The organism is Candidatus Uabimicrobium helgolandensis, from assembly GCF_041508025.1.
GTDB lineage: Bacteria > Planctomycetota > Uabimicrobiia > Uabimicrobiales > Uabimicrobiaceae > Uabimicrobium > Uabimicrobium helgolandensis.
Genome location: NZ_CP165719.1, coordinates 7893660 through 7918176, shown reverse-complemented (window position 1 = coordinate 7918176; position 24517 = coordinate 7893660). Strand labels below are relative to the sequence as shown.

At 34.5% G+C, this 24517-nt stretch carries 16 protein-coding genes; 3 read left to right on the top strand and 13 right to left on the bottom strand.

Features of this window, described 5'->3' with window-relative positions; translation table 11 throughout:
• Positions 1 to 57: 57 nt before the first annotated feature.
• The 5 genes from UABHE_RS29195 to UABHE_RS29175 form a co-directional block, all read right to left on the bottom strand.
• Entirely contained in the window at positions 58 to 3702 is a 3645-nt protein-coding gene (locus UABHE_RS29195) for a protein kinase (protein ID WP_372366888.1), read from the bottom strand.
• Positions 3699 to 7292, bottom strand: coding sequence for an efflux RND transporter permease subunit (locus UABHE_RS29190; RefSeq protein WP_372366887.1), 3594 nt, complete (start codon positions 7290 to 7292; stop codon positions 3699 to 3701). Before UABHE_RS29190 ends, UABHE_RS29195 begins: the two co-directional genes overlap by 4 nt.
• A gap of 543 nt (positions 7293 to 7835) precedes the next feature.
• Entirely contained in the window at positions 7836 to 8399 is a 564-nt protein-coding gene (efp, locus tag UABHE_RS29185) for an elongation factor P (protein ID WP_372366886.1), read from the bottom strand.
• Positions 8400 to 8510: 111 nt separating this feature from the next.
• Positions 8511 to 9206, bottom strand: coding sequence for a hypothetical protein (locus UABHE_RS29180; RefSeq protein ID WP_372366885.1), 696 nt, complete (start codon positions 9204 to 9206; stop codon positions 8511 to 8513).
• Positions 9207 to 9309: 103 nt separating this feature from the next.
• Positions 9310 to 10953, bottom strand: a complete 1644-nt coding sequence (locus tag UABHE_RS29175; RefSeq protein WP_372366884.1) for a hypothetical protein — start codon at positions 10951 to 10953, stop codon at positions 9310 to 9312.
• A 311-nt stretch (positions 10954 to 11264) separates the two neighbouring features.
• Between UABHE_RS29175 and UABHE_RS29170 the strand changes: the two genes are divergently transcribed.
• A complete protein-coding gene (locus tag UABHE_RS29170) occupies positions 11265 to 11615 on the top strand; it encodes a response regulator (RefSeq protein WP_372366883.1) in 351 nt (116 codons plus the stop codon).
• A 94-nt stretch (positions 11616 to 11709) separates the two neighbouring features.
• Here UABHE_RS29170 and UABHE_RS29165 read toward each other — a convergent pair whose 3' ends face one another.
• The 5 genes from UABHE_RS29165 to UABHE_RS29145 form a co-directional block, all read right to left on the bottom strand.
• Positions 11710 to 13122 (bottom strand): esterase/lipase family protein, encoded by a 1413-nt coding sequence (locus UABHE_RS29165; RefSeq protein WP_372366882.1) that lies wholly within the window; start codon positions 13120 to 13122, stop codon positions 11710 to 11712.
• Between the two features lie 169 nt (positions 13123 to 13291).
• The gene (locus tag UABHE_RS29160) at positions 13292 to 13765 is read right to left on the bottom strand and encodes a peroxiredoxin (RefSeq protein WP_372366881.1); all 474 of its coding nucleotides are present in this window, start codon (positions 13763 to 13765) and stop codon (positions 13292 to 13294) included.
• 32 nt (positions 13766 to 13797) lie between these two features.
• On the bottom strand, positions 13798 to 14721 hold the full coding sequence (locus UABHE_RS29155) for an RluA family pseudouridine synthase (protein ID WP_372366880.1): 924 nt from the start codon (positions 14719 to 14721) through the stop codon (positions 13798 to 13800).
• 266 nt (positions 14722 to 14987) lie between these two features.
• Entirely contained in the window at positions 14988 to 15959 is a 972-nt protein-coding gene (locus UABHE_RS29150) for an electron transfer flavoprotein subunit alpha/FixB family protein (protein ID WP_372366879.1), read from the bottom strand.
• Positions 15960 to 15974: 15 nt separating this feature from the next.
• Complete coding sequence (locus tag UABHE_RS29145; protein ID WP_372366878.1) at positions 15975 to 16724, bottom strand: electron transfer flavoprotein beta subunit/FixA family protein; 750 nt, start codon at positions 16722 to 16724, stop codon at positions 15975 to 15977.
• Between the two features lie 266 nt (positions 16725 to 16990).
• Here UABHE_RS29145 and UABHE_RS29140 point away from each other — a divergent pair, with 266 nt between their 5' ends.
• Together UABHE_RS29140 and UABHE_RS29135 are read left to right on the top strand one after the other, a co-directional pair.
• Positions 16991 to 18610, top strand: a complete 1620-nt coding sequence (locus tag UABHE_RS29140; protein ID WP_372366877.1) for a hypothetical protein — start codon at positions 16991 to 16993, stop codon at positions 18608 to 18610.
• A 195-nt stretch (positions 18611 to 18805) separates the two neighbouring features.
• Positions 18806 to 19489, top strand: a complete 684-nt coding sequence (locus tag UABHE_RS29135) for a lysophospholipid acyltransferase family protein (RefSeq protein WP_372366876.1) — start codon at positions 18806 to 18808, stop codon at positions 19487 to 19489.
• A gap of 46 nt (positions 19490 to 19535) precedes the next feature.
• On the opposite strand, the gene UABHE_RS29130 is transcribed toward UABHE_RS29135, so the two are convergent.
• The 3 genes from UABHE_RS29130 to UABHE_RS29120 form a co-directional block, all read right to left on the bottom strand.
• Positions 19536 to 20840 (bottom strand): serine/threonine protein kinase, encoded by a 1305-nt coding sequence (locus UABHE_RS29130; protein ID WP_372366875.1) that lies wholly within the window; start codon positions 20838 to 20840, stop codon positions 19536 to 19538.
• Between the two features lie 5 nt (positions 20841 to 20845).
• Positions 20846 to 21583 (bottom strand): metallophosphoesterase, encoded by a 738-nt coding sequence (locus UABHE_RS29125; RefSeq protein ID WP_372366874.1) that lies wholly within the window; start codon positions 21581 to 21583, stop codon positions 20846 to 20848.
• 282 nt (positions 21584 to 21865) lie between these two features.
• A complete protein-coding gene (locus tag UABHE_RS29120; RefSeq protein WP_372366873.1) occupies positions 21866 to 24427 on the bottom strand; it encodes a HEAT repeat domain-containing protein in 2562 nt (853 codons plus the stop codon).
• Positions 24428 to 24517: the final 90 nt, after the last annotated feature.

Below are 24517 nucleotides of genomic sequence, written 5' to 3'. Positions count from 1 at the left end.
CTTTCTCCTAGCGAAATTTGTGAAAGAAAATAGTTAAAAAAGCAAAGCTTCGAGTCATCACTTGTTTAAATAATTTTCGATTTCTTGGCGGTATTCATTAAGTTCATTTGTGTTAAACATATTGATTTTTTCTAGCCGTTGTAAATACGCATCTTTGTTTGTAAAAAACGCTTGATCAAAAACTAAAACATCTCCAGAACTATTTGTGAAGTATGCTTTTTTCCAATCATCACTAAAAGTACCTATGCGATTTTTAAAATGTCCTTTGTATATACGGAATATGTCGTTTGGCTTATTTTCATCGTAAATAGAAATATCACAAACATATATTTCTCCTGCTGTAAAAACAGCAATGTACTTTCCGTCGGGGGAAAAAGAAAGTTTTTGGGGTATTCCTGATACTCTGATGTGTATTTTTTTTTCAGGATTTTTAGGATTTTCGTATATGTTGATGTCGCCATTTTCTAAAGCTACAGCAAATCTAGCTTCGCGATGAGTAAGAGCACATACTCGATAACCTTCTTTGAAATATTCAGTTACTTTCCCACGAGGAGAATAAATAGCAAAGCCTCCATCTTTACTATTTAAATCTCTAAAACCTAAAATAATATGTTTATCTTTTAACTGAATCATGTCGAAAAGTTTTAGGCTTTTGTTGGTGGTGAAAGAGCTGACATTAGTTATTTTTTTTGAGGTGATGTTATAGCTAAATAGTTGTAAGTCTGGCTGTGCTAAGAATATGTTCTTGTCATCTTTAGAAAAGAGAGAACAGGTAATTTCATTGCGACTGCCCATTTTTTTTAGATAACGTCGTCCTTCGAAACCTAAAATATCAGAGTTGAAAGGCTTATCGAATTCGTCTGTTTTGTATAATTGTATTTCATTTAAACCATAGTTAATAGCTAAATAATTACCTGAATGACTTAAATCAAAACTATACGGTGATTTTAAGATTTTGCTATATCCTTTAAATTCTTTATTTTTCCATACCAAAAAAGCAATCATGCTTGTATAAACAACAATATCTTTTGCGACAAGAGTACCTCTCGCAATTTCTGCGACTGTTTTATAAATTCCCATAAGATGTTGAATTATTCTTTGTGTATCCTTATTGACGGAATATTTTTCAAAAGAGAAAAAATATTCTTCATAGCCTTTTTTTGTTATTAAAGAAACTAAAAGACCATTTGGTAAAGATGTTAATTGACCATTAGAAATAGCGAGTTTGTTAGTCTGTGATAAGTTTTGTGCTTTATCGATAGTTATAATTTTTTCACCATTAATTGTATTCACTAAATCGATGCTGTTTTCTTTGAAAATACCTAAAAAATAGTGAGGGGCAAAATCTATTTTGTAAACACTGTCATTATTGCGTCGTAGTAACCTACGATTTGTTATTTGAGTGCTCTTATTTGCTGAAAACAAGTTGTAATACGAAATGACAACTTCTCCTGAATTTCGTAATAAGGCTAACTGTGATTGACCAATGACCATAAAACTTTTTTTATCAAATGGAGTTTCTAAACCAGTAAACTCATAAGGGAAAGTCCTTAATGTGTCTTTTGTAATATCAAAAGAAGACAGTGCTAAACGCGATAACAAAAACAATTGTTGGTTTTTCTTGTCAAGAGTAACTCTAGAACGGATGCTTGCAAGATCGAGGTTTATGTGCCTTAGTTTTCTTGTTCTTAGATTGTAAATTGAAATAGTTTTTTTGTGAACAACAACAAGAGTGTTTTTACAAAAACCTGTGAAGAATAAATAATTACTAGGTATTTTTTGTATGATTTTATTTTGTTTACGACTATATATACAAATTAAACGTTTACTATTTCTATATGAAAGAAAACATACATAATTATTATTCGCATCGAAAGAAATGTATGTTAAATAACCTTGAAATGACGTAAGCACGCGCTTTGTTGCTACTTCAACAAAAAATAAATGTCCTTGCTCTTCGATGAAAATTAGCTTTTCATCGGGAGAAAAAATACATTTTGCTTTTTCTATACTTTTGGGAAGTCCTATTAGAGTAGACTCTGTTTTTTTCAAAAATCCTTTTTCTTTATCTCTTTTCCACAATAACCAAGATCCTTGTTGGTTCTTTTGTAGAATGTAATTGTTGATTGGAGAAACGCAGACACTCAGTGGTTTATTTTCAAATTCGTAGGATTTTTTTTCAGGAAAATTAGGTAATACTGAGAAGCGTAAATGATTATCTAAACGGCGGTAATAACGGATATTTTCTTTTTTGTGTTTCTCATATTTCTTACTACGAAGCCATTCTTTTTCGTTATTAAGTAATTTATCAGCTTTATCTAATAGTGTCTTCTCATCGTTACTATTTTTCGAAAGAGATTGTTTTGCCTTTTGTAGTTCTTGATAAGTTTTATACAAAAGCTCTTCTGCTTCTATTTTATTCCAAAGATCTTTAAGTTTTTGAGTAACAGTTAAATGAAAAAATTGCTCGTCACTTTTTGAACGTAAGTAATCGTCTATTGATTTTTTATTTGCTTCTCTTAAACCATTGTAGCCATTAAAAACGTCTTCTTGGCTCTTCAACAATTCATTCTTAGTTAGCGAATAATTATCTTGTACTTTTATTTGTAATTGATAACTATTCCATGAATAAGAAAAGATGGCCGCAAGACAAAAAGATAATGGAGTGAGCCATATAGCATTGTCTTTTAGCCATTTCATCAATTTTTGAGTTGAACTTGGTGGTTTTAAGCGTATAGAGTCTCCTGCGATATAACTTTGGATTTCCTTGTATAAAAACTTTGCAGATGAAATTCTATGCTTAGGTAATTTTTCTAATGCCTTCAAACAAATGGTTTCAAGGTCCCCTTCTTTTGGAATTGAAGTATTGAGTGTTGAAGGTGGTATTGGTTCCTTTAAGGTTAGCTGATAGAGTAATTCCATGTGATTTTCGCCATCAAAAGGAACACGCCCTGTTAGCATTTCGTAGAGTATCACACCCAAAGCATAAACATCTACTTGATGAGTTCCGCGCTTTCCTCTTGTTATCTCAGGAGCCATGTATTTTAATGTACCAAAAATTTCACCTGTTTTTGTTAGGTCGTTCTCTTGCTTAGAGTTTTTAGCTAGACCAAAATCAACAATAACTGGTTCGCCATCTTTACGTACTAAGATGTTAGCTGGTTTTAAATCGCGGTGTAAAATGTTTTTTTTATGTGCATAGACTATGGCGTCACATATTTTGGCAAATAGCTCTATTTTTTTCTTGATAGGTAAATTTATAGTATATTGATTTAGGGGTATACCTTCTACATAATCCATTACAAAAAAATGGTGTGGCTGTTCTTGTATGTCATGAATTTTAATTATATTCAAATGATCAATTTGTGCTACAGCTTTTGCTTCTAATTGAAAACGTTTTATCGCTTCTTTGTCATCTTTACTGAGAATTACTTTGATAGCACATTTTCTTTGTAAATTGGAATCATAAGCAAGATAAACAGCTCCCATACCTCCGCGACCTAGCTCACTTAGGATTTCGTATTTTCCCATCATTTTAGGAGGGGACCATGATTCGATATCGGTCCAATTTGTTTTATCAGATGATAAAACATAGTTTCCTCCTACGCGGCCATCTTTGATGTATGTTTCTAAAAGATTCGCTGTATATGGTCCAAAAGTATTACCGTCTAGTTTACTACGAATAAACCACTCGTCTTTCATTTTTTAACTTTCTGCCGTAATTTTTCTCCCCAAGTATACACAACTGGAATAATAACAAGAGTTAATAGTGTAGAGGAGATAAGTCCGCTCACCACAGTAATTGCGAGTGGGCTGCGAATCTCAACCCCTTGTCCGCCGCTTGCCGTAAATATTCCAGTCATAGGTAATAACCCCAGTAGTGTCGTCAGTGTTGTCATCAAAATAGGACGTAAACGCGTTTGTGCCCCTTGTACCGCTGCTTCAGCAATTTCAAGCCCTTGGTCGCGTAACTGATTAATGAAATCGATCATTACAATAGCATTGTTTACAACAATACCACAAAGGATGATAACTCCAATAAGAACAATTATCGATATCGGAATATCAAGTAGTACCAGAGCAAAAATAACTCCAATGAATGCCAGCGGTAAAGTAAACATAATCATTAGTGGTTGAAATAAAGATTCAAACTGGCTTGCCATAATTGCATAAACAAGAAATGCCGCTAACAAAAGAGCAAACTGCATACTGCGTGTCGCTACTTCTTGTTCCTTGCTTTGGCCGCCGATGTGAAATTTATATCCATCAGGCCACTGCATAGAACCTAATATTTCATCAATTTGCGTTGCCGCTCCCTGCAAATCCATGCCATAGATATTTGCGGTGAGTAAAATAACGCGTTGTTGTTGTATGTGGCGTATTTCTGATGGACCAGTTCCTTCTTTTATATTACTTACTTCGCGCAAGTATGTACGATTTTCATCGCTATTCACCGTCATATTATTTAAAGATCTCATATGACTACGATCTTTACTACGTAGACTGACAATGATAGGTATCTCTTTTTCTTTTACTCTAAATTTACCGACATCTTCCCCTTGAATTTTATTACGTATTAGGTTTGCGACATCAGAAAGAGTTAGGTTATTTTTAAATAAATAATCGCGATTATAGAAAATATGTAATTCTGGGTTACCTCGTTCAACGGAAACTTTAACGTCGTACAATGCTTTTATTGACTGCATGTTTGTAGCAGCTTCTTCACCTATCTTCTTTAGCTTTTGTAAATCGAATCCGTAAATTTCAATTTCAATAGGTGTCTTAAAAGAAAATAAACTTGGTCGCGAAAACCGTATAGATTTAATTTCAGGGTCGCGGGGTATTTTTTGGCGCAAACTATTTAAATAATTGTCTTCTTCTAAAGGAGGTACTTGTGTTGTATCTAATAAGCACGTTACAACACCTGTATGTTCTCCCTCATCATCCGTGCTTGTTGCCGTTTTTTCAGCGCCAATACGACTAAAAACTTGTTTGATTTGAGGTTGTTTTTGTAGAAATTGTTCGTATTTTTGTAGAACCTCATTGCTCTTACGTAAAGGTGATCCAACAGGTAAAGAGATATGAACACTAAACTCGCCTTGGTGTAGTTCTGGAACAAGTTCAGCTCCTACATAATTTTTTAGGCAAAAAACAGCTCCACATATAAGAATAATACATATGAAAGCAATAATCAGGGGCCGGAAAATAGCAAAGCGTAAAACGCGTCCGTAAAGGCCGGTGCTTGCGCTAAAAATACTAGAAATGGCAGTTAAAGGCCACATGACAATTTTGAAAATCATAGCTACACAAATGGCAACACAGTATAAAGTTAGTAAGCATAAATGTGTAAAAAGGATACATATTTTAGTGGCAAGTTCAGTTGGTAACAAAACGCAACTTTTCAACAACATAAATATTTTTTTGTACCATGGCGCTAGGCGCCAGGTCTCTTGTAGATATTTTATTGTTGGGAATTTTAAGTAGTCGCTCCATTGCCATTTATTTTCTATCAGGTTACTACTAAAATTACGCGATGCTAAAACAGGAATAACAATGATAGCCATAACTAGCGAAGCGATAAGAGAGAAAACAACTGTTAATGCTTGGTCTTGAAATATTTGTCCAGCAATACCTTCGATATATAAAATAGGAAAAAATACTGCAATAGTTGTTAACGTTGATGCAGTGATTGCTCCTCCCACTTCCGATGTACCAATTACCGCGCTTTCCTTGGGGCTTTTTCCTGCATTTCGGTGGCGAACAATGGATTCCAGCACCACAATCGCATTGTCAACAAGCATTCCTATTCCGAGTGCTAAGCCGCCAAGGGACATAATGTTTAAAGAAGTTTTTGATAAATGTAGTGGTGCAAAGGTCGCGATTACGCAAATAGGAATAGTGATAGCAATAATAAAGGTACTTCCAGGGCGTCTTAAAAACAAAAACAGAACGATAATTGCCAGAATTCCACCTGTAATACAAGTATTGATAACTTCATCTATGGCATGACGAATAAACTCTGATTGATCTGATAAGATTTGTAATTTAACTCCTTTGGGAAGTTCTGCAACTACCCAGGTGACTGTCGATTGGGTACGCCCAAAACCTCTAGAACCTCTACCTTGTTTTTTGTCTTTGCTTTCTTTGTTTTCTTTGTCTTTACCTTCTTTGTCTTTACCTTCTTTATCTTTACCTTCTTTGTCTTTACCTTCTTTGTCTTTTTTGTTCTTATCTTTACCTCTGTTTTTATTACCTCTTTGTCTGCGCCCGCCTCCGCGAGTAGGCTTGCCTCTTCTTTGTGAAAATGTTGTTTGTTTTTGTTTTTGCTTTTTACGAATACCTTGTTTTTCGCCACCAAACAATTTGAATTTTATAGCACGTGCTACAGTGACGATATTCGCATCAGCCTCTTTGAATATTTCAATTTCAACCGAAGGATTTTTACCGATACGAGTAATAATTTCTCGCTCGCGATTTGTTCTGTGAACACGTCCAAGTTCTTTTAGGGAAATGTTAACACCTTCTTTGTTGACTATTGGGAGGTTGCTCATTTCTTTTAATGTTTTGAATTCATTTTTTGTGCGCACAAGGTATGTTCTTTCGCCTTCGCGAATGGAGCCACATGGTGTATTTAGATTTTCTTCGCGAATACGTTGTACAACGCGGCTAATAGGGACACCAAATGCTGATAACTTGGTTTCTTCTAAATCAATGCGTACTTCTTCTTCTAATCCTCCCTTAACTTTGACAGATGCAACACCTGGTATTGTTTCTAGTGCTCTTTTTATCTCTAGTTCACTGATATCACGTAAGGCAAATAACGAGGCATCACCGTAAATACCGATTCGCATAATAGGATCTAGCGAAGGATCGTAGCGCAAAATAAGGGGTCTTTTGGCCTCTGCTGGAAGCCCAACGCGATCTAATTTTTCTCTAACTTCTTGGATAATCACAGCCATATTAGTGTTCCAGGCAAATTCGAGAATTACATCAGAAATTTCGGAGCGAGATGTAGAACTATATGCCACTAAATTGCTAATTGCTGCAAGAGCCTCTTCTATTTTTTCTGTAACGTTTTTTTCCACTTCTTCGGGTGCGCTACCTGGATACTCTGTACGAATAGTCAATGTTGGGTATGAAATTTCTGGCATTAAATTGACTGGTAATCTTTGATAAGAAACGAATCCAAAAAGAGCAACTGCAATCACAACCATAGTAACGGCAACTGGTCTAGAAACAGCCAAAGAAACAATGTCGTGAATCAAAGTGAAATTTGGTTTATTTGTTTGCATGTAGTCACCGTATCTCTTATAAGTTGAAAATTACAATTTAGAATATCGTTAAACGTGTTTGGTAGCCGTGGTTTAATAATATGGCGATGATTGTGGCTGCGAATAGGTCAGAAAACTTTTCTATTAGAAGTTGTATGCTATCAAAAATGATTTCGATTATTCATTTACGCCTAAGGCTACCGTTTACCTACATTGAATATCGTAAAATGTTTAATATCGCACGCTGTTCGTAAATAATAAAAGCGAGCGTCACTGCCATTAAGTTCGAAAAATAAAGGCTCTAGAAGGATTAACAAAGAATAATCTCCTATACTGTAAGGATTACAGTCGCATATTACCCTTGTCCTTTGCGAAAACAGGGACCCAGGTATATAAATTTTGAATAAATTATGTCAAAATTATTGCTTTCGCGACAACAACACACTTTTTGAAACCTTGTATATAGTGATTTACAAATAGCATGGGCTCCCTTATACCGCAAAGAAATTTCTCTTAACTTAATGGCAGTGAAGTGTGAACCTACTATTACTTGTAGGGACTACCTTACTTTTTATTGACACGTTCTACGTACTTGCCATTTCGCGTATCGACTTTTATTGTTTCGCCCTCTTTAATAAAAAGAGGTACTTGCACTTCAAGTCCTGTTTCTAAAACAGCTGGCTTTGTAGCTCCTTGTGCAGTATCACCTTTGGCACCAGGTAATGACTCTGTTATTACTAAATTTACAAAATCAGGCATTGCTGTCTGCAATACTTCACCTTCATAAATTTTAAAAGAAATACTATCGTTTTCCTTTAAAAATTTCAAATACCCTTTAACTTTTTCTTCCGGTATCGGCATTTGCTCATAAGAATCAGGGTCCATAAAGTAAAATAAATTTTTGTCACGATAAAGGTACTGCATTTGTTTCTTTTCGACAATTGCTTGTGTCAATGATTCTTTAGCGCGGAAAGTATGGTCAAAAATACTACCGGTATTTAAATTTTTCAACTTTGTACGTACAAAAGCAGGACCTTTTCCTGGTTTGTGATGTTGAGATTCTACAACTTCGTGTACAACGTTATTCATCAGGATGGTCATTCCAGATCGTAGATCATTACTATTCATGTTTCATTCCTAAAACAGTGTGTCTAAAAAAAAATTGTGTGATAAAGATTAGCAAATCTTATACCACACAATTGTCTTATTTTCTATATTTTTTATCGTTACATACACAGGTTATCTTTTATAACAACCTCTGTTATTGAAATGCCGACGATAATAGTTTGAACCTCGACTACCACGGTAACGATAATTTTTGAAATGGCGATTTCGTCGCGGAACAATTATTGAATATGGCGAAGCGTTAAAACCAAAGCGATTGCCAGAAAATCCTTGACCGTACACTCGTACACGACGAGCGTTTGGATAGTTTTTGTATCCGCTGTTGTAGTAAAGACCTCTGTTCAAGATATCAGATGGACTATTGTAATCTTTTTCCGGGAATCCGTACTGATGGCTGTAGTATGTAGAAAGAAAGAATTGATCAAAAGGCTTTAATTCGCGCTCATCTTCGCGCTCATTTTCGCGTGTTTGTTCTCTTCTATCATCGCGTCTTTCTTGGATAGCTACTTCTTCACGTTGTTTTTTTACAACTTTTTTAGCCGTTTTCTTTTGAGGTCTTTGCTTATTTTTTGTAATTCTTTTTGCTCTATCGACTAGAGTCTTAATTACTTTGTCACTAACACCTGCTTTTTTTAATTTGATAATGTCATTTGTGCTTAAGACAATTGGTTCGTCAGAAACAGCAATTACGCTAACAATAATATCATCGCCAACGTTTGCGTTCGCTAAACTAATCACATCATCAACATCCAAGCAATAGGCACTGGTGCTGAGAAGTAAAACAATTAATAGAGATGTAATCGTTCTCATACAACCCGCCTTTCTATTTTTAAGAGTATAGCGAAATTTTATACAATATATTATTACATATATTTCACTAAATGCAAATTATCTATTACTTTACAGATAAAATTTAGTTTTTTTCTACATTGGAATTTGTTGTTTTTGAAACAGTCATGAGTGGTTCTTTTGGTACTTCAAAGTTCAATTCAGATAAACTACCGTTTAAAGTGAAAGGAGTAGAAAAACAATCAGTTTTGTTTAGTCCCCATAAGAATTCTCTAGCATTCATTGAGAAAACCTGTGCTTCATCAGAAGATTGTAACTTGGCATTTTCAAAAAGTACTTCTCCATTGCCACTTAGCAGACCTTGGTCATATTTTCCTTTAAAAGAAACGAGTATGCTACCGGCAGTAAACCATATGTCGCTACTAGATTCGTGCAAAAATCTATAGTTTGCCGCTGGTATGTCTGTAGCAAGTATTTCAATTTCAACAGGAGAAAGAGGTATTGCTGATGAGCTTAAATTGCGAACAGCAAACTGTAGCTCCAATATTTGTTCGACACTTTTATCTTGATCTTGAAAATAAATCTTTAGTTTTGAACATTCAATTTGGTCGATAAAGTAAACAGACTTTTTCTTAATATAATTTGCTGAAGCTGATTGAAAAATCATTTCATTTTCTTGCAAATCATCAAGTTTTGACAACTTGTTTGTGTCTGTTTCATTAAGTAACGTTTGTACAGCTAGAGGTTTCTTTGGTGAATGAAGAAAAATGTAATCCTCTACCATTTTAATACGTTTTTGTTTCTGAGTGACTTCTGTATTGTTCGTTGCGCGCAGTAGTTTATGAAATGCTCTGACCCAATCATTTTTTTCGGGAGTGGTGTCAGAAAACATGTTTAGCTGCGAAAGATTTAGCTTACCATCTTTTTTTACTAAATAAAGTTTTGTTCCGCTCAAATTAGCATTGTTTATTTTGAGTTGTTTGTTAAAGATAGACGTCAAAGAAAAATCAATGTTCAAAAAGTCACTAGTTAATAGTATAGTGTTACTTTTAGGGTTTTTTATTTCCATTTGACTAATTAAAATTTTTCTGTTCCACACATCCAACGAAGCATTTTCTATTTCTATATGTAGTCCTAACTCAGGATTTACATATTTTTCAATGTACCATTTGGTAACAATACCGCTACACAAAGAGACAAAAGCGAGCATTAATACAGATAAAATTAAAAGATATATGGTCAAGTGCGAACGAAGTATTTTATTTCCTTTTACTTCATTATCTTTCCACAATGTACTACGAATTTTTGTTGCCATTTTACTGTAATGCAAAGAGTTAGCCAGAGAGGAACCTGTTAATTTTACCGCTATTAAATAGGTAACAATGTATAAAAAAAATGCAGTCACTCCTGCAATCATCCAAGCTCCAAAAGCACTATAGCGGTTGAGTTCGAAAAATGAAAGAATAGGGGTATGTGTGAGTTCTTCCCAAAAAAAACTCCACGAACTATTTCCGCCAAGAAAGTAAAAACCTACTTGATGAGAAAGCTCAAGTAACCATATCTCACTTATTCCCCAAAAAATTAGAGTACTACACAACACAAAAGGTATTGAAAAACGAAAGATTAACAGCAATGGTAAGAATAGTAGCCATGTTACACCTGCACTGTAAACGAGTCCTATAATTGTTCCAATTGCTATACTTAAAGCTTTTTGATTTGCAGTACCATGACAACGAAAAAGTCCAAATAAATACCTAAATATCGACATAATTTATTTCCTTTACTGCCTAGTTAATCAAGTTTTGTGCAAAAAAAAATCGCAAAATTTCCTAAGGATTTATTTAGGGCCTGTCCCCCACATCGTACTGCGCTAAATATATTGCTGGGTGGGACATGCGCACTGGTTACACCCATTTTAATTGTACGGTGCTGTTATAAACAAGTCAATTTCAAAACATTATTTCAATTGTTGGTGAAATCAATATCAATAAGGTATATTTTATAATTGATGACGATGTCTTTAAACGATAAACTTAATGTGGTAAAATGCAAGTCTATTGTTTTGGAAGGAACATACTGATGAAAAAAATACTAATTATTGAAGACCAATTAAATTTAATTAAGCTCTTAAAAAGAGTACTAGAAAAAAAAGGATACTTCGTTACAGCTTGTTCTGATGAACATAAAGGACTTTCTCATTTTAAAGAAGGGAAGTATGATTTGCTTGCGCTTGATTTTAACTTGCGCTCCATCTCAGGGCAGGAGATTATCTGTCAAATCAAAGAAAAATTCCCTTCTTTTCCTATACTTATTATGAGTGGAAAAGCAAATGATTTTATACAAAAAAATTCTTATGAAAACATATGCTTTATGCTTAAACCATTCTCTATTTCTAATTTCACAAAAAATATCCAGCAGCTTCTTAAGTAATGAAATTACATTTGAAATGTACAAGGTTACATTTTAATCCACCCAATACTAATAACTTAGGTTTAATGTTACTACTTTTTACAAAGTTATCAAACTACTTTAATGGTGGTGTTTCTAAAAGTAAATGCAGTATGTTATTACGAAATGATTGAGTTGTTGTCATGGATAAATGATCTCCTTTTAGAAGATATGTTGCTGAAAATTGAATATTGCTTCTAACCCAAGGTTTCCACTTAGTGCCTTGTCTATTATCCGCAAGAGCGTTTGAAATCGTAACAACCCCATCTCCTGGCGCTTGTAAATCAGAATTAAAGTCTAACTTTAGTTTTCCGTTTTCTTCATACACATATACTTTTTCTTGTGTTAACATTGATTTTGATGCAAATAAAACAATTTGCGAAGGACAATCGTTTTCAGGTTTAGCATCAAGAGCGTTATGAAATTGTTTAGCACGGTCAAAGGCACTTTGCATATAGTGCTTTGCAAGTTGTACGCGCGTTTTATCATCAGGAAATAAAAATTTCAAGTATTGTTTTTGATTTTCAGAAAACATGCCCCATTTATTTTTTTCCCATAAGCTAGCATCGTACATATCAAATTCAATCGATTTTCCAGTACGGTCAATAAAAACTTTGTGATGTTGTCGTGGGAGCAGTTGATATAACGACGGATAAGTAGTAAGAAGTGTAGCTTGGAATTTAGGTAGAACAAAAGAATACTCTTGACCATTATACAAGGCATCTACAGCACTTATGGAGCCTGTATTTGGCGTACCTACTTGAATTAAACGCGAGACGCGTTTTGCCCCCTCCCAAGTGATTTTTTTGTCCTGTTGTTCTGTGATATCAACTCCTCCGTACTGTAAATAGTAGCGAGCAACAAGTCCTCCCATTGAATGTGCAACAATATCAAATTTTACTTCACCGCGATTAAAACCACGTTCTTTATCTTTTTGAGTTACGTATTTTGCCGTTTTCTCCAAAAATTCTGAAAGTAAAATAGCGTTGGTTATGTTATCTTTGCGCCAATCATAAAAAAAAGAAAAACACGTATAATGATCTTCATCGTACTCTATATCTTGATAAACTTGATCTAAATACCCACCAACTCCCAAAGTTTGTAAAATCGATAAATAGACATCAACAGAAAGATTAATGCCAAATAAATTCACACTTATTTTATCCAAAGGACCGCTCGCATAGACATCATCTTTAAAGTAAGCTATAGAGTGCGGTGTTGATTTTGTATTTACTTGCCAAACAGGAAAAGCAAGAGCTCGTAACCCTTCTTTAGAATTAGGGTCAATACCATCTTCTGTAAAAGCACCCCACACAATTTTTTCTGTTCCTTGTTGCACTAGTCGCGCACCAGTAATACCATGCAATAAAACTACAGGATTACGATCTTCATTTTTTGCTGCTTGTTTGTATATATCACCTAAAGGAAGATGATCTACACCACTACAAGAAACCGCCATGCATAGAATAATAAATGTAACTATTTTCATATCAATACCCTAATTATTAGTCTTATCCCTTGAAAATTAAATACAGAGGACACAGAGAAAAAAGGAAAACTAATTAAGAACAAACGTGATGTGGATAGTTAAAGTAGTGTAACCTATCTAATATAACCTAAGATAGTTCGCATAGGTGTTACTTTCTTTGCTATAAAGACTACAGAATTGTTAATATAGCTTCAGCATTACTCACCGAGAATTCACCTGGTTGTTCTAAAAAAATATGCTCAATAATGGTGTCGTTTACTACCAAAGCGTATCTTTTTGAACGAGTTCCTCCGAAGATACCTGTATCTTTGTCAACACCTAATGCCTTTGCAAAATTTGCTCCACCATCTGCAAGCATTACAATATTTTCAGCAGCAAGTGCTTTTTGCCATGCTTGCATAGTATAAGCGTCGTTTACTGCAGTACATGCAATAATGTCGATACCTTTTTCTTGTAATTTGTTGTATAAATGTACAAAACCAGGCAAATGCTTTTGTGAACATGTAGGAGTAAAAGCACCAGGAACAGCAAATATAATAGCTTTTTTTCCTGAAAATATTTGTGGTGTTGTTAAATCTTCTATCTTACCGTTATTGACTTGCTGAAAAGTAACTTCGGGTAATGTTTCTCCAACTTTAATCATAATAACTCCTAGTTATATGGGACACGGGTGGCTTATAAGTTAACACACCATTCAGGTAGTAGATGATTGGGGGCAGTAATTGTTAGTGATTTTTTTTGGAATTCATGAAAAATTTTGATTTGGTAACTAACAAGATGTAACTCCCCTGAGGGTAATCCTCCATAAAAATAATCGCCTACTATAGGCATACCTAGATGTGCGCAATGTACGCGTAGTTGGTGAGTTCTTCCAGTAATAGGGTGCGCTTGTATTGCTGTACAAATTTGTTTTTCAATTGGATGATCGCGTAACTTTGTAAATTTCGTGCAGGCCTTTTTTCCTTCACTTTCTACGACTTTACGTAGTACTGGATGTAAAGGATTACGTCCTATATAATTTTCAATTGTTTTATTTTGCCATGATACTGCTCCCGTTGCAAGTAATTGATATGTTTTCTGCGGCTTTCTACTTTCAAAAGCTTGTTGTAAAGAACGGTTCATACGTGCAGATTTGCTTACCAACATAATTCCCTGAGCAGAATTGTCTAACCTTGAAGGTAAATGTAAAGATTGCTGCGCATAATTTTCTAGCATTGTTTTAGCAGAAAAATATTTTTGATCTCGGCTGCGTACGGAAGGGAGTTTTGCTGGCTTGTAGAAAGCAAGAAGATCTTCGTCTTCATATACTATATAGTCATTCTTGAAAGTAGGGAAAAAATTTTCAAGGTGATAAACATCGAATTTGGGTTCGAAATATTCTATGCGCGAAGGATAGGAAATTTTTATATCATTATTGATACGTACACCATTTACATATAAGCCACCTATTTCTATACGTTTAGACCAACTTTTATAAGAAATATGTGGTAACTTCATTGCTAAAAAATCAATGACTGTGTTATGGTTATTTTGGGTAACTGTCCAGGTATGATAAATACTTGTTAGTTGTTTTTGTAAGAGTTTTAAATCTGTTGTCATTACAAACAATCTATAAAATTTTTACTTAGGGCATATTCCTGTTTATATTTTTGTAAAATACGAGTTATGTTAAACAGTAGCAAACATTTCGAAAATGAATGGTATTGTGTGTACTTGAAAAGTAACAAAGCTAATGTTTAAAAGTATTGAATTATAGAAATATGAATGGGACGCGCTCTAAAGTAGTGAGTCGCAAAATTTTTGCGACTCACTTAACATGCGATAAAAAACGGTAGAACATCTTGAAATGCCTATTTTATAGGTCATTAATTGAGTTTTTTACCTTCTTCGATCATAACAGGAAGGACTTCAAAAACATCTCCAACAATTCCGTAGTCTGCTACTTGGAAAATAGGAGCTTCTTTGTCTTTGTTTATAGCAACAATTACCTTGGAAGTTCTCATACCAGCTAGGTGTTGAATAGCTCCTGATATACCACATGCTACATATAACTGTGGTGATACAGTCTTTCCTGTTTGCCCTACTTGCTCTTTGTGAGGTCTCCAGCCAGCATCAACAACAGCGCGCGATGCACCGTTTACACCTCCTAGTGTGCTTGCAAGTTCTTCGATAAGATGAAAGTGCTCAGGCCCTTTCATTCCTCGCCCTCCAGAGACAATAACTGATGCTTCTGTTAAATCTAGTTTTTGTTCTTCTGCTTTTTCCACATTCACAATTTTAATCTGAAAGGCTTTTTCGGAAAAAGTTACATCCATTTTTTCAACTTGTGCTTCAACAGTTGTTTCTTCTGCTGGAAATACATTTGGACGCAAAGAAACAAAAGCAGGTTTTTGAACAGGCTTTACTGTTTCAATTGCTTTTCCAGCATACACAGGTCTTTTTAAAGATAATTCGCCATTATCACACAGTGTTTCTGTACAGTCACTGACAGCAGCTCTTTGAAAACGTGCTGCTGTAATGGCAGATAAGGCCTTTCCTTGTAGTGTTGCTGGAAAAAAGATATAATCACTACCTTTTGCTTTGATAATCTGTTCTATTGCTTCAGCTAGGGGTTGTGTATATGCATTTTCTAGTTTAGAATCATCAACAACAACAATGTTTTTTACGCCATATTTTCCTAGGTCATTGGCAATAGATTCTACATTAGAACCAATAACAACAGCCGTAGCTTCTGTGCCTAATTTCTGTGCGCAACGTACAGCTTCACTAACTACTTCGAAACTTGCTTTTCGAAAAGAGCTTTCTTTTACTTCTGTAATCGCTAAAATTCCAGACATAGTATTCTCCGAATATTATAATACTTTTGATTCTTCACGTAATAGTTTAAACAGTTCGGTGACGGCCTCTGGACCTTCTCCTACAATGCGTCCACCAACTTTGGCAGCTGGAAGCTCAAGTTTTTCAGTTTGTATAACTGCATCACTTAAAGTAGGACTTACATTTTGAACTTCTTTTTTACGTGCTTTGCGAATACTAATAAGAGAGTTGATTCGCGCCTCAATAGAACCTTTTTGTATTGACACTAAACAAGGTAATTCGCATTCTATTGTGTATGTTTCACCTGCTAATTCATTTTGCGCGGTGACTTTGTTTTCTTCGTAATCTAATTCCGCTGCGCTCCAGATAAAAGGCATATCTAAGAGCGTTGCAAGAATACCACCAACTTGCGAACAGTCATCGTCTACTGCTTTTACACCACAGAGAACCAAATCAGCGTTTTCTTCTTTTATAGCATTTGCCAATGCTTGTGCTGTACAAAATGAGTCACAATTAACATCGCTCTCAATTAATATACCTCTATCAGCACCCATTGCTAAGGCATGACGAAGTATTTTGTCACTGTCGGTAGTGCCCATAGTAACAGCAACGATTTCAATGTCGTCATTGTTTTCTTTGATTTGAACAGCATGCTCTACTGCTAATTCATCATAAGGAGAAATTACATATTCTATCCCTGAAGAATCAATTGTTTTTGCATCAGTTCCCACTTTTATTTTCGTAGCAGTATCAGGAACCTGTTTAACACATACGATTATTTTCATTATTTTGTGACGAGGATACCTAAATAGTATATATTTTTAAGTGTCGGTATTTAAAAATCTTTTTAACCTCGTATCTCCCTTCTGAGAGTAAAAAAACCTAATAAAAAATACTTTGTATAAATTCCTAAAAGAACGTTATACTTGATTGCAATGTACTTTTTGTTCCTTATCTTAATATTTTCTTCTAAAAACTCAAGATAAATAAGTAGTCAAAAGAATTTACTTGCAGGACACGTTCCTATTGTTTTTTATAAAAAGAGGATGTAATGAAACGCTATTTACTTTTTCCAATATGTATTGTCCTTGTTGCTGTTGCAATTCGTTTTTTTGAAGGTAATGAAAAATCATCTAATAAATTGCCTCAAAAAAATGTTAACCAAGTGCCAAAAACAATTGAAGCCGCTAATAAAAAATATACGATAAATATTCTTAAGTATGAAATTTCTAATGAAAATTCGGAAGTAAATTTCACTGTGAACTTCGCAAGTAATTTTCCTAAAAAAACCTACATACAAACACAGCTTATACATACAAGTTCTTTGAGAAAAGTAGTAGTGAGTCAAAAGCCATGTGATATGGATAAGATGATGGTGGAATACGGTCCTTTTCTACATCGTGAATTACCTCCTGGAAATTTTAAAATCGTAGCTTTTTACTCTCCATCTGCAAATGCACCTGAAGAGTTGCAAGCAGTAAATTTTACAGAGGCGTCTTATGACTTTTACTATGGCAATGCTGCTGAATACGAGGAGATCTATTCGCAAAGATACGTAAAATCACAAAAACTACTTTCTGATATACAGGCACTATACAGCGCTTCAAAGAAAAAATATTATTACTTTAAAAAACAAAATTTAAATGCTGGAGACTGGCATGTTTGGAAGGACAGGTGGCAAAAAAGTTTTGAATTTACTCGAGACCAAGAGCGAATATTTTATGAAACAGGTTATGTCGTTCCTTTGTTTCCTATTATGCGAAAAAGTATAGCTTTAATTAATATAATGAAGGATCTTGTTACTGTAGATTACCTAAATGCCATTGAAAAAAATAAAGACGTTCCTCCGTATAGAGAAGTAGAATTCGAAGAATTGTTTTTAAAAATAGAAAACAATTTAATTTATGAAATGATAGCTATGGCACCAAAAGGACAACAACAAAAGCTAATAAGTGAATATAACTTATTCTCTCAAAAGTGTAATGAAATGTTCTCCGCGCCAAAATTTGGTAAAGTGACAATCGCTCATAGAGAAAATTTCTTATTAGATATGTTAGAACTGCAAAAAAAATACATGCAGATGCAAAAGGTTGAGCAAGAATACTTTATTGAGTACAGTAATCAATTACTTTTGGACACAAAAAGCGCACTTTATGGAAATATAAGACAAATTGATGGTAAATCATATAATGATTTTACCTCGTTATATATGTCTTTTTTATACCAGTGGTATACAAGAGGAGTTGCTAATAAGCTCATAAAAAAAATACCTACATTTCTACCTTCGGAACCATTTTCTGACGTAATAGAAAATTATATTGTAAAATGGAATTTACGAGATATTCCACAACAGTCAATGCATAAAATATTTGATGATCTTTTACAGCAGATATCTAATATAAGGAAAATAATAAATAAACAGGGAAATTTACAGAAAGAAGTAAACAATATTATTATTTGGCAGAGTGAATTTGTTAACAGACAAGAAAAAAACCAAAAATTACTAAAAATAGATCACAGTTTAAAAATGAAAAATTTAACAAATTTGTATGCGCGTTTTTCGATGGAAATGCTTATTTTCATGGAAGATGCAAAAGAGCAGAAAGATAAAAAGGTTTTATTAAAAACAATAAATGATATATTCGAGCGGTTAAAACAATCGAGAGAATAATTATAAAAAAGTGCTTAGAGAAAGTTATAAATTTGGGCGTGTTGATATCATTTGAAAAAATATCTTGAGGAGATTTACATGTTTTATGTTTTGTTTAAAACGATTCTTTTTATTTTTCGTTTAATTGACTTCATATTAATTACAATCTTTGTTTTCGTCGTATCACTCTTACCAAAGTTTTTAGTGAAACCATTCATGCCTAAATTATTTCGACTGTTTTGTTGGAGTTTTATTCGTTTTCTTGGCAAGTCGCCTCATATACATGAAAATTTTGCACCTCCTTTACCTAAACAATATATTTTAATATCGAATCACCCTTCAGGATATGACTTACTTATGATAAATGCATTGTTCTCCGTAAAACCTTTAGCACAAGCAGGTGTGCGTAAGTGGTTTTTAGTCGGTCGGATTGCTGAAGCTACAGGTACTGTTTTTGTGCATCGCGATAGTAAAGACTCTCGTAATGCTGCGAAAGAAGCTTGTTTTGATGCGATAAAGAAGGGGCATAATATTTTAATATATCCAGAAGGAGGTTGCTACGGAAGAGATTTGACTCCGTTTAAATTAGGGGCTTTTGACATTTCTCATCGAACAGGGATACCTATTCTTCCTGTATATTTACAATATGAGGCAGAGAATGCTTATGAATGGGGATGGGAAGACAATTTAGTAAAACATTTATTTAAATTAATGACAGCTATTAATAAACATACACATTGTCATATTTTTAATCCAATACATCCACAGAATTTTACAGATGCGAAAGCTTATCAAGATTATGTTTTTTCGCTCTATAAAAATTGGCAACAGCGATTTAAGTTACTTGATGTTGAAGAAAATGAGTCTGTTAATTACCAGAGTACAGCATTGCAAAATTAATAGCATTATAAACATTAAATGAGGTCAGTATTAAATGATTCGAAATTTAGAATACTTTATGGCAGAAGTACACGAGGCCAAAACCTAATAAAACCCACAAAACAATATCATACCACTCTAAACGATCTTCTTTTGATATAAGTGTTCGCAGAGTTCTCTTTTTTACATTGTGGTCGATTTCTAATTCATCAGTTGATATATCTTCAACAATGGGAAGCTCTTTTTTTACATAATTGTCTTCAAAAAACATCTCGACTTTATCTGCAAAATCTTTCATGGTTTTGTAACGGTCTTTAGGATCTTTTTCAAGAGCTGTCATACATATATCATTTAATGCGGGGGGTATAGATGGGTCAACTTGATGTAGCGCTGGAGGAGGATCTTTTATTATCCTATGCAAAAGAACAAGAGTGGTTGAATCGTTATTAAAAGGGAGTTGTCCTGACAACATTTCATAAAAAACAACTCCAGTGGAATATATATCCGTTGAATACTCTAAATTGTGCTCGCCGCTTGCTTGTTCAGGGGACATGTATATAGGAGTTCCCATTATTATGTCATTTTGAGTTATGCGACTTTTTTGATTTAGGCGACGAGCTAAACCAAAGTCGGTAATTTTTGGTATTTTATCATTGGTAATAATGATATTGTCTGGCTTTATATCACGATGAATAATTTTTTTTTCGTGAGCGTGTTGTAGGCCACGAATAATTTGAATAATGATTTTTACTGTGTCTTCAATTGTCAATTTTCTTTTGCGAATATAGTTAGTTAACGGTTTTCCATCTACAAACTCCATCGCTAAAAAATATTCGTTGTTTGCTTGACCAACATCGTGAAGAGATACTATTGATGGATGGTTTAAACTAGCAACAGCTTGCGATTCTTGTTTAAATCGTAAAAAAGCAGTATCGTCGACATCAGCTTGAAGTACTTTTAGAGCAACAATTCTGTCTAGGTCGGTTTGTATCGCTTTATAAACTGTTCCAACACTTCCTTGCCCTACTTTTTCTATAGGTTTATATTTCCCATATCGTTTGTGTTTACGAGTAGATCTTTGATTGCGGTCAGGAATTCGTTCATTACACTCACTACATCTAGCAATACCTTTAGTTAATAGTGCGCCACATTCGCATAAAATTTTAGAATTATGTAGTTTAATAAGTTGCGATAATTTTGCTTCATCTAAGTAACCTGTAAGCTGAAAAATAAGTTGTTGTCCAGCAGAATTAGCCAACATTTTTTGTAATTCTTTTGCTGGCAAGAAATTATGCTCTAAACAAATCTTAACCAATAAAAGATCGTCTTTGTGAAAATCTATTGAATTGTAACAAAATCCGTCAATATCCATATTTTTTAAGCACCAATACTCAATCTGTCTGCAAATCTACCTGCAAAACCTAAATTTTCATGTATTTTTTTCTGTGCTTCTTCAACATCATATTCTTTTCTAAAAAATTGAAAAGTATATTTTTCATCGTCATATAGACCAAACGAGGCTAGCGGACACTTGTCTCTTGGTTGTCCAACACTTCCTGGGTTAATGAGATATGTTTTTTCTGGATCTAATTGCACTGTTTTATCTTCTGTTATATTTTGAACGATGTGACCTCTGGCCCATATAGATGGGACATGAGTATGCCCATGAAAGCATATTTTTATCTCAGGATGCTTATCTTCCATAAATTTCAAACTTGCAATAAATGAATTTAATTTAATGAGGTATTCATCCTTGTTTCGCGGAGATCCATGAGTAATAAGAAATCCAGATTCATGGAGCATCTTATTTGGCATTGTCTCTATAAATTTTAATAATTCAGGGCCCACAGTATTTCTTGTCCATTCGATTACTTTCATGGTATCGTCTTTGACAGCTTCGTTAAATTCTCCGATAACATAACGTTCATGATTGCCTCGAATAGTAGGAATGTTGTTTTTACTCATAATATCTAAGCATTCTTTAGGGCTAGCACCGTAACCCACAACATCTCCCAAACAAATAATTTGTTCTACACCTTCTTTTTCTAATACACCTAACGCTGTTTGTAGAGCTTCTAAGTTAGCATGTATATCTGAGATAATGCCAAATCGCACATTTACCCTTTCGTATTTATTTCAAGTGTTTACGAATGATTTTCCCTCAATTAACTTCTTTAAACATTGAAAGAAATATTTAAAACATTCGCTTTATTAGAAAGCTGAGATCTTAGGGCGCGTCCACATTCCAATTTTTATATCAACCGATTAATAGTGGTAGACCTTAAACTGTATTCTTTAATTAAGTAACAGAAATTAGTGTCTAAATAACCTAGCTGTAAAAAATGAACATAGATTTATAACCAAGGATTTGTAAAACCCTTGGTTATAAATTATTTACTAGTCGCGATCATCATCAGAATCTAAGTCAGAATCATCTTCTTCGTAATCATCTTCTTCGTAATCATCTTCTTCGTAATCATCTTCTTCGTAATCATCTTCTTCGTAATCATCTTCTTCAGAATCATCTTCTTCAGAATCATCTTCAGAATCATAGTCGTCTTCAGAATCATAGTCGTCTTCAGAATCACGATCATCTTCAGAGTCATAGTCGTCGCTTAACGAATCATCTTTCCAAATGCTATCTGGTCCTTCGTCAGTTTGTTCTCTGTCTTCACTTGACTGTTCTTGGTCTTGGTCTTCAGTAGAGTCTTCGCCTTTTTCTTGTACAACACCAATTTCTTTGTGAATGCGATGTTGAAAGAATATTTTGCGTTTATCTCCTGCTGACATTTCTGATTGTCCAAGAAGTGTATAAATTGCATTGTGAAAAGAATCTACTTTTTCATCAAAACTTAAGTCATCTTGCGCAGGAAGCTTTTCGCCTAAAATAAGCATAAGTTTGTCGACATCTTCTGATGGAACTTTAATGTTTTGACGGTTGTATATGTGACCTAGGGCTGAAGCTGTTAAAGTACGAATATGAATGCTTGAACTGTTGTTGTAAAGAGTTTCTCGGAGGGCATCAGTACTATTTGCATCGCCAAATTTTTTGAGAGCGTGTATTGCCGGTTCACGAATAGAATCATGACGCGTACGAATAGCATCAGCTAATGCTTCTTGGGCAATTCGTACATTGAAAACTCTATTTCCCGCTGGTATAAAAGCAAGTGCTGCTGCTGCTCTTCTTGCTATTTCGCGCGATTTTCCTTTGTAGTCAGTATTCGAATCAACTAAGTGTTCGCGAATACTTAATTTGGTTTTTTCTGGTGCAAATGGCTCTGTTACCACACCTTTTACTACATCAATTTCTTTATACAGTTCTTTGTGTTTAGCTTCTTGTCCTTCTGGGCATATAATCATTACCGGAATTTTTTTAGTACGATAATCTTCGCGCATTGAGTTAACAAAATAGCTAGTTGCCATATCGTCCAATTGAGAAGATACAATGACTAAATCTTCAGGAGGAAATGCTTTTGCTCTTTGTAACCCTTCGCTACCAGTACTTGCACCAAAAGCAACCATGTTCATATTGCGAATAATGTTAATCAGTCTATTACGAGTTTCGTCATCATCTTCAACGACAAGAATAACACGCGCGTCAGATTCACTTAAAGCTTCTACTAGCACTTTTATTGCTGTATCCGCATCTCGGAATCGTCCAGGAGGATTGATTTTAACAATAGCTTCGGCTGCAGCATAACGAATTCGTTTATCTTTGGATTTAAGAGCTTGTATTAAAGAGCCATTGATAACGTTTTGTTTACTTCCTTGGTTACCTATTTCATTTAGAATTTCTCTTGTAACTTCAGGTCGTCCGTTGCGGGAAGCCATTTTTAATGATTGAATAAGTAACTTATATCCAAAAGCACGAGAAAGAGATTTTGCTTTGTCAGATACTTTTTTTTCTTCAAGAAATTGATTTAATTCATCTGTTGGAAGTTCAAGATCTCGGTCTTTTGCTGCTTCTTCTATGGCGGTAATTTCTGTATGCTGAGCATAGTAAACTTGTGCTAAAAGCCCCCAACCTTTTTTGAATGTTGGATCTATATCAAGAGCTTCGTGAGCAGCATGTTCTGCCATAATTTCGTTATACGCAAAATGTGGGATTTCTTTATATACAAGTTGGTTCTTTTCCCAACGCCAATCCAACCAGTTTGCAAAATGTATAGGCATGTACTTTGGATGTTCTTGATAATACCTTATACCTTTGCGATAAAAAAGTTCTTTTGCGGCAGGTAATGCAATCGATGTTTTATTGGTTAGTTTGCGCAATGATTCTCTTGCATATTGTTTTACTTCCGGTAAAGTTTGTGGATTTTCTGTAAGAGCTTTTAAATCAGCTACACAGCGTCCATCACCCATGTGCCCCAGAAGGATAACAATTTGTTGTTTGAGATAAATATCTTCGGTATTCAATGCTTCTGTTAGAGGTACAACTGCAGCACGTCCCATTTTACTAGCGGCAAGAATGATATTGATTCGTTCTCTTTCTTGAGTTTTGCTAGCAAGATAAGGTAACATCTCTGGTACAGCTCTCTCGCCAACTTGCGTTTGCAATAGAGTAATTGCCTCGTTTCTTGCAAATAAACTTCCAGTAGCTGCTTGAACTACTAAGCGTTTAATTGTTGCAAGATCTTTCTCTTGGCGTATAGGAGCTTTTTCAGCATATAGAAGTAGGGCGCGAGCAACTCTTGAAAGTTCTCCCCCTTCAGCTAGCATTTTCATCATTAGTTCATCGCCAGCTAATTGTCTCAGCTTTAGTGCTTGACTATCATTAGGTCGAGCCAAAAGTATAGTGTTAAATTTTAAGATAGCACGCTCATAATCGCCTTGTTCATAATGAGCAATTGCTTCCTCGCCTAATTTTAATATTTCCTCATCAGTAGTATCTGCAAATAAAGAAATAAAGGGGCAAAAAAGTATGAGTATGTAAAATATGGAGAAATGAATACCCCTCATTTTCTCCTCCCTTCAAAAGTTTCGTGTCAAAGTTTCAGAACATTAACCCATATCAATACTTAGTAGCAGAGATTGTAACAGATGTACTTT

Bases quoted from the DNA above. Each gene is read 5' to 3' on its own strand.
- UABHE_RS29160 (WP_372366881.1), bottom strand. From the start codon at position 13,765: ATGATTAAAGTTGGAGAAACATTACCCGAAGTTACTTTTCAGCAAGTC.
- UABHE_RS29155 (WP_372366880.1), bottom strand. From the start codon at position 14,721: ATGACAACAGATTTAAAACTCTTACAAAAACAACTAACAAGTATTTAT.
- UABHE_RS29180 (WP_372366885.1), bottom strand. From the start codon at position 9,206: ATGAGAACGATTACATCTCTATTAATTGTTTTACTTCTCAGCACCAGT.
- UABHE_RS29140 (WP_372366877.1), top strand. From the start codon at position 16,991: ATGAAACGCTATTTACTTTTTCCAATATGTATTGTCCTTGTTGCTGTT.
- UABHE_RS29135 (WP_372366876.1), top strand. From the start codon at position 18,806: ATGCCTAAATTATTTCGACTGTTTTGTTGGAGTTTTATTCGTTTTCTT.
- UABHE_RS29165 (WP_372366882.1), bottom strand. From the start codon at position 13,122: ATGAAAATAGTTACATTTATTATTCTATGCATGGCGGTTTCTTGTAGT.
- UABHE_RS29145 (WP_372366878.1), bottom strand. From the start codon at position 16,724: ATGAAAATAATCGTATGTGTTAAACAGGTTCCTGATACTGCTACGAAA.
- UABHE_RS29130 (WP_372366875.1), bottom strand. From the start codon at position 20,840: ATGGATATTGACGGATTTTGTTACAATTCAATAGATTTTCACAAAGAC.
- UABHE_RS29120 (WP_372366873.1), bottom strand. From the start codon at position 24,427: ATGAGGGGTATTCATTTCTCCATATTTTACATACTCATACTTTTTTGC.
- UABHE_RS29190 (WP_372366887.1), bottom strand. From the start codon at position 7,292: ATGCAAACAAATAAACCAAATTTCACTTTGATTCACGACATTGTTTCT.
- UABHE_RS29195 (WP_372366888.1), bottom strand. From the start codon at position 3,702: ATGAAAGACGAGTGGTTTATTCGTAGTAAACTAGACGGTAATACTTTT.
- UABHE_RS29170 (WP_372366883.1), top strand. From the start codon at position 11,265: ATGAAAAAAATACTAATTATTGAAGACCAATTAAATTTAATTAAGCTC.
- UABHE_RS29175 (WP_372366884.1), bottom strand. From the start codon at position 10,953: ATGTCGATATTTAGGTATTTATTTGGACTTTTTCGTTGTCATGGTACT.
- efp (WP_372366886.1), bottom strand. From the start codon at position 8,399: ATGAATAGTAATGATCTACGATCTGGAATGACCATCCTGATGAATAAC.
- UABHE_RS29150 (WP_372366879.1), bottom strand. From the start codon at position 15,959: ATGTCTGGAATTTTAGCGATTACAGAAGTAAAAGAAAGCTCTTTTCGA.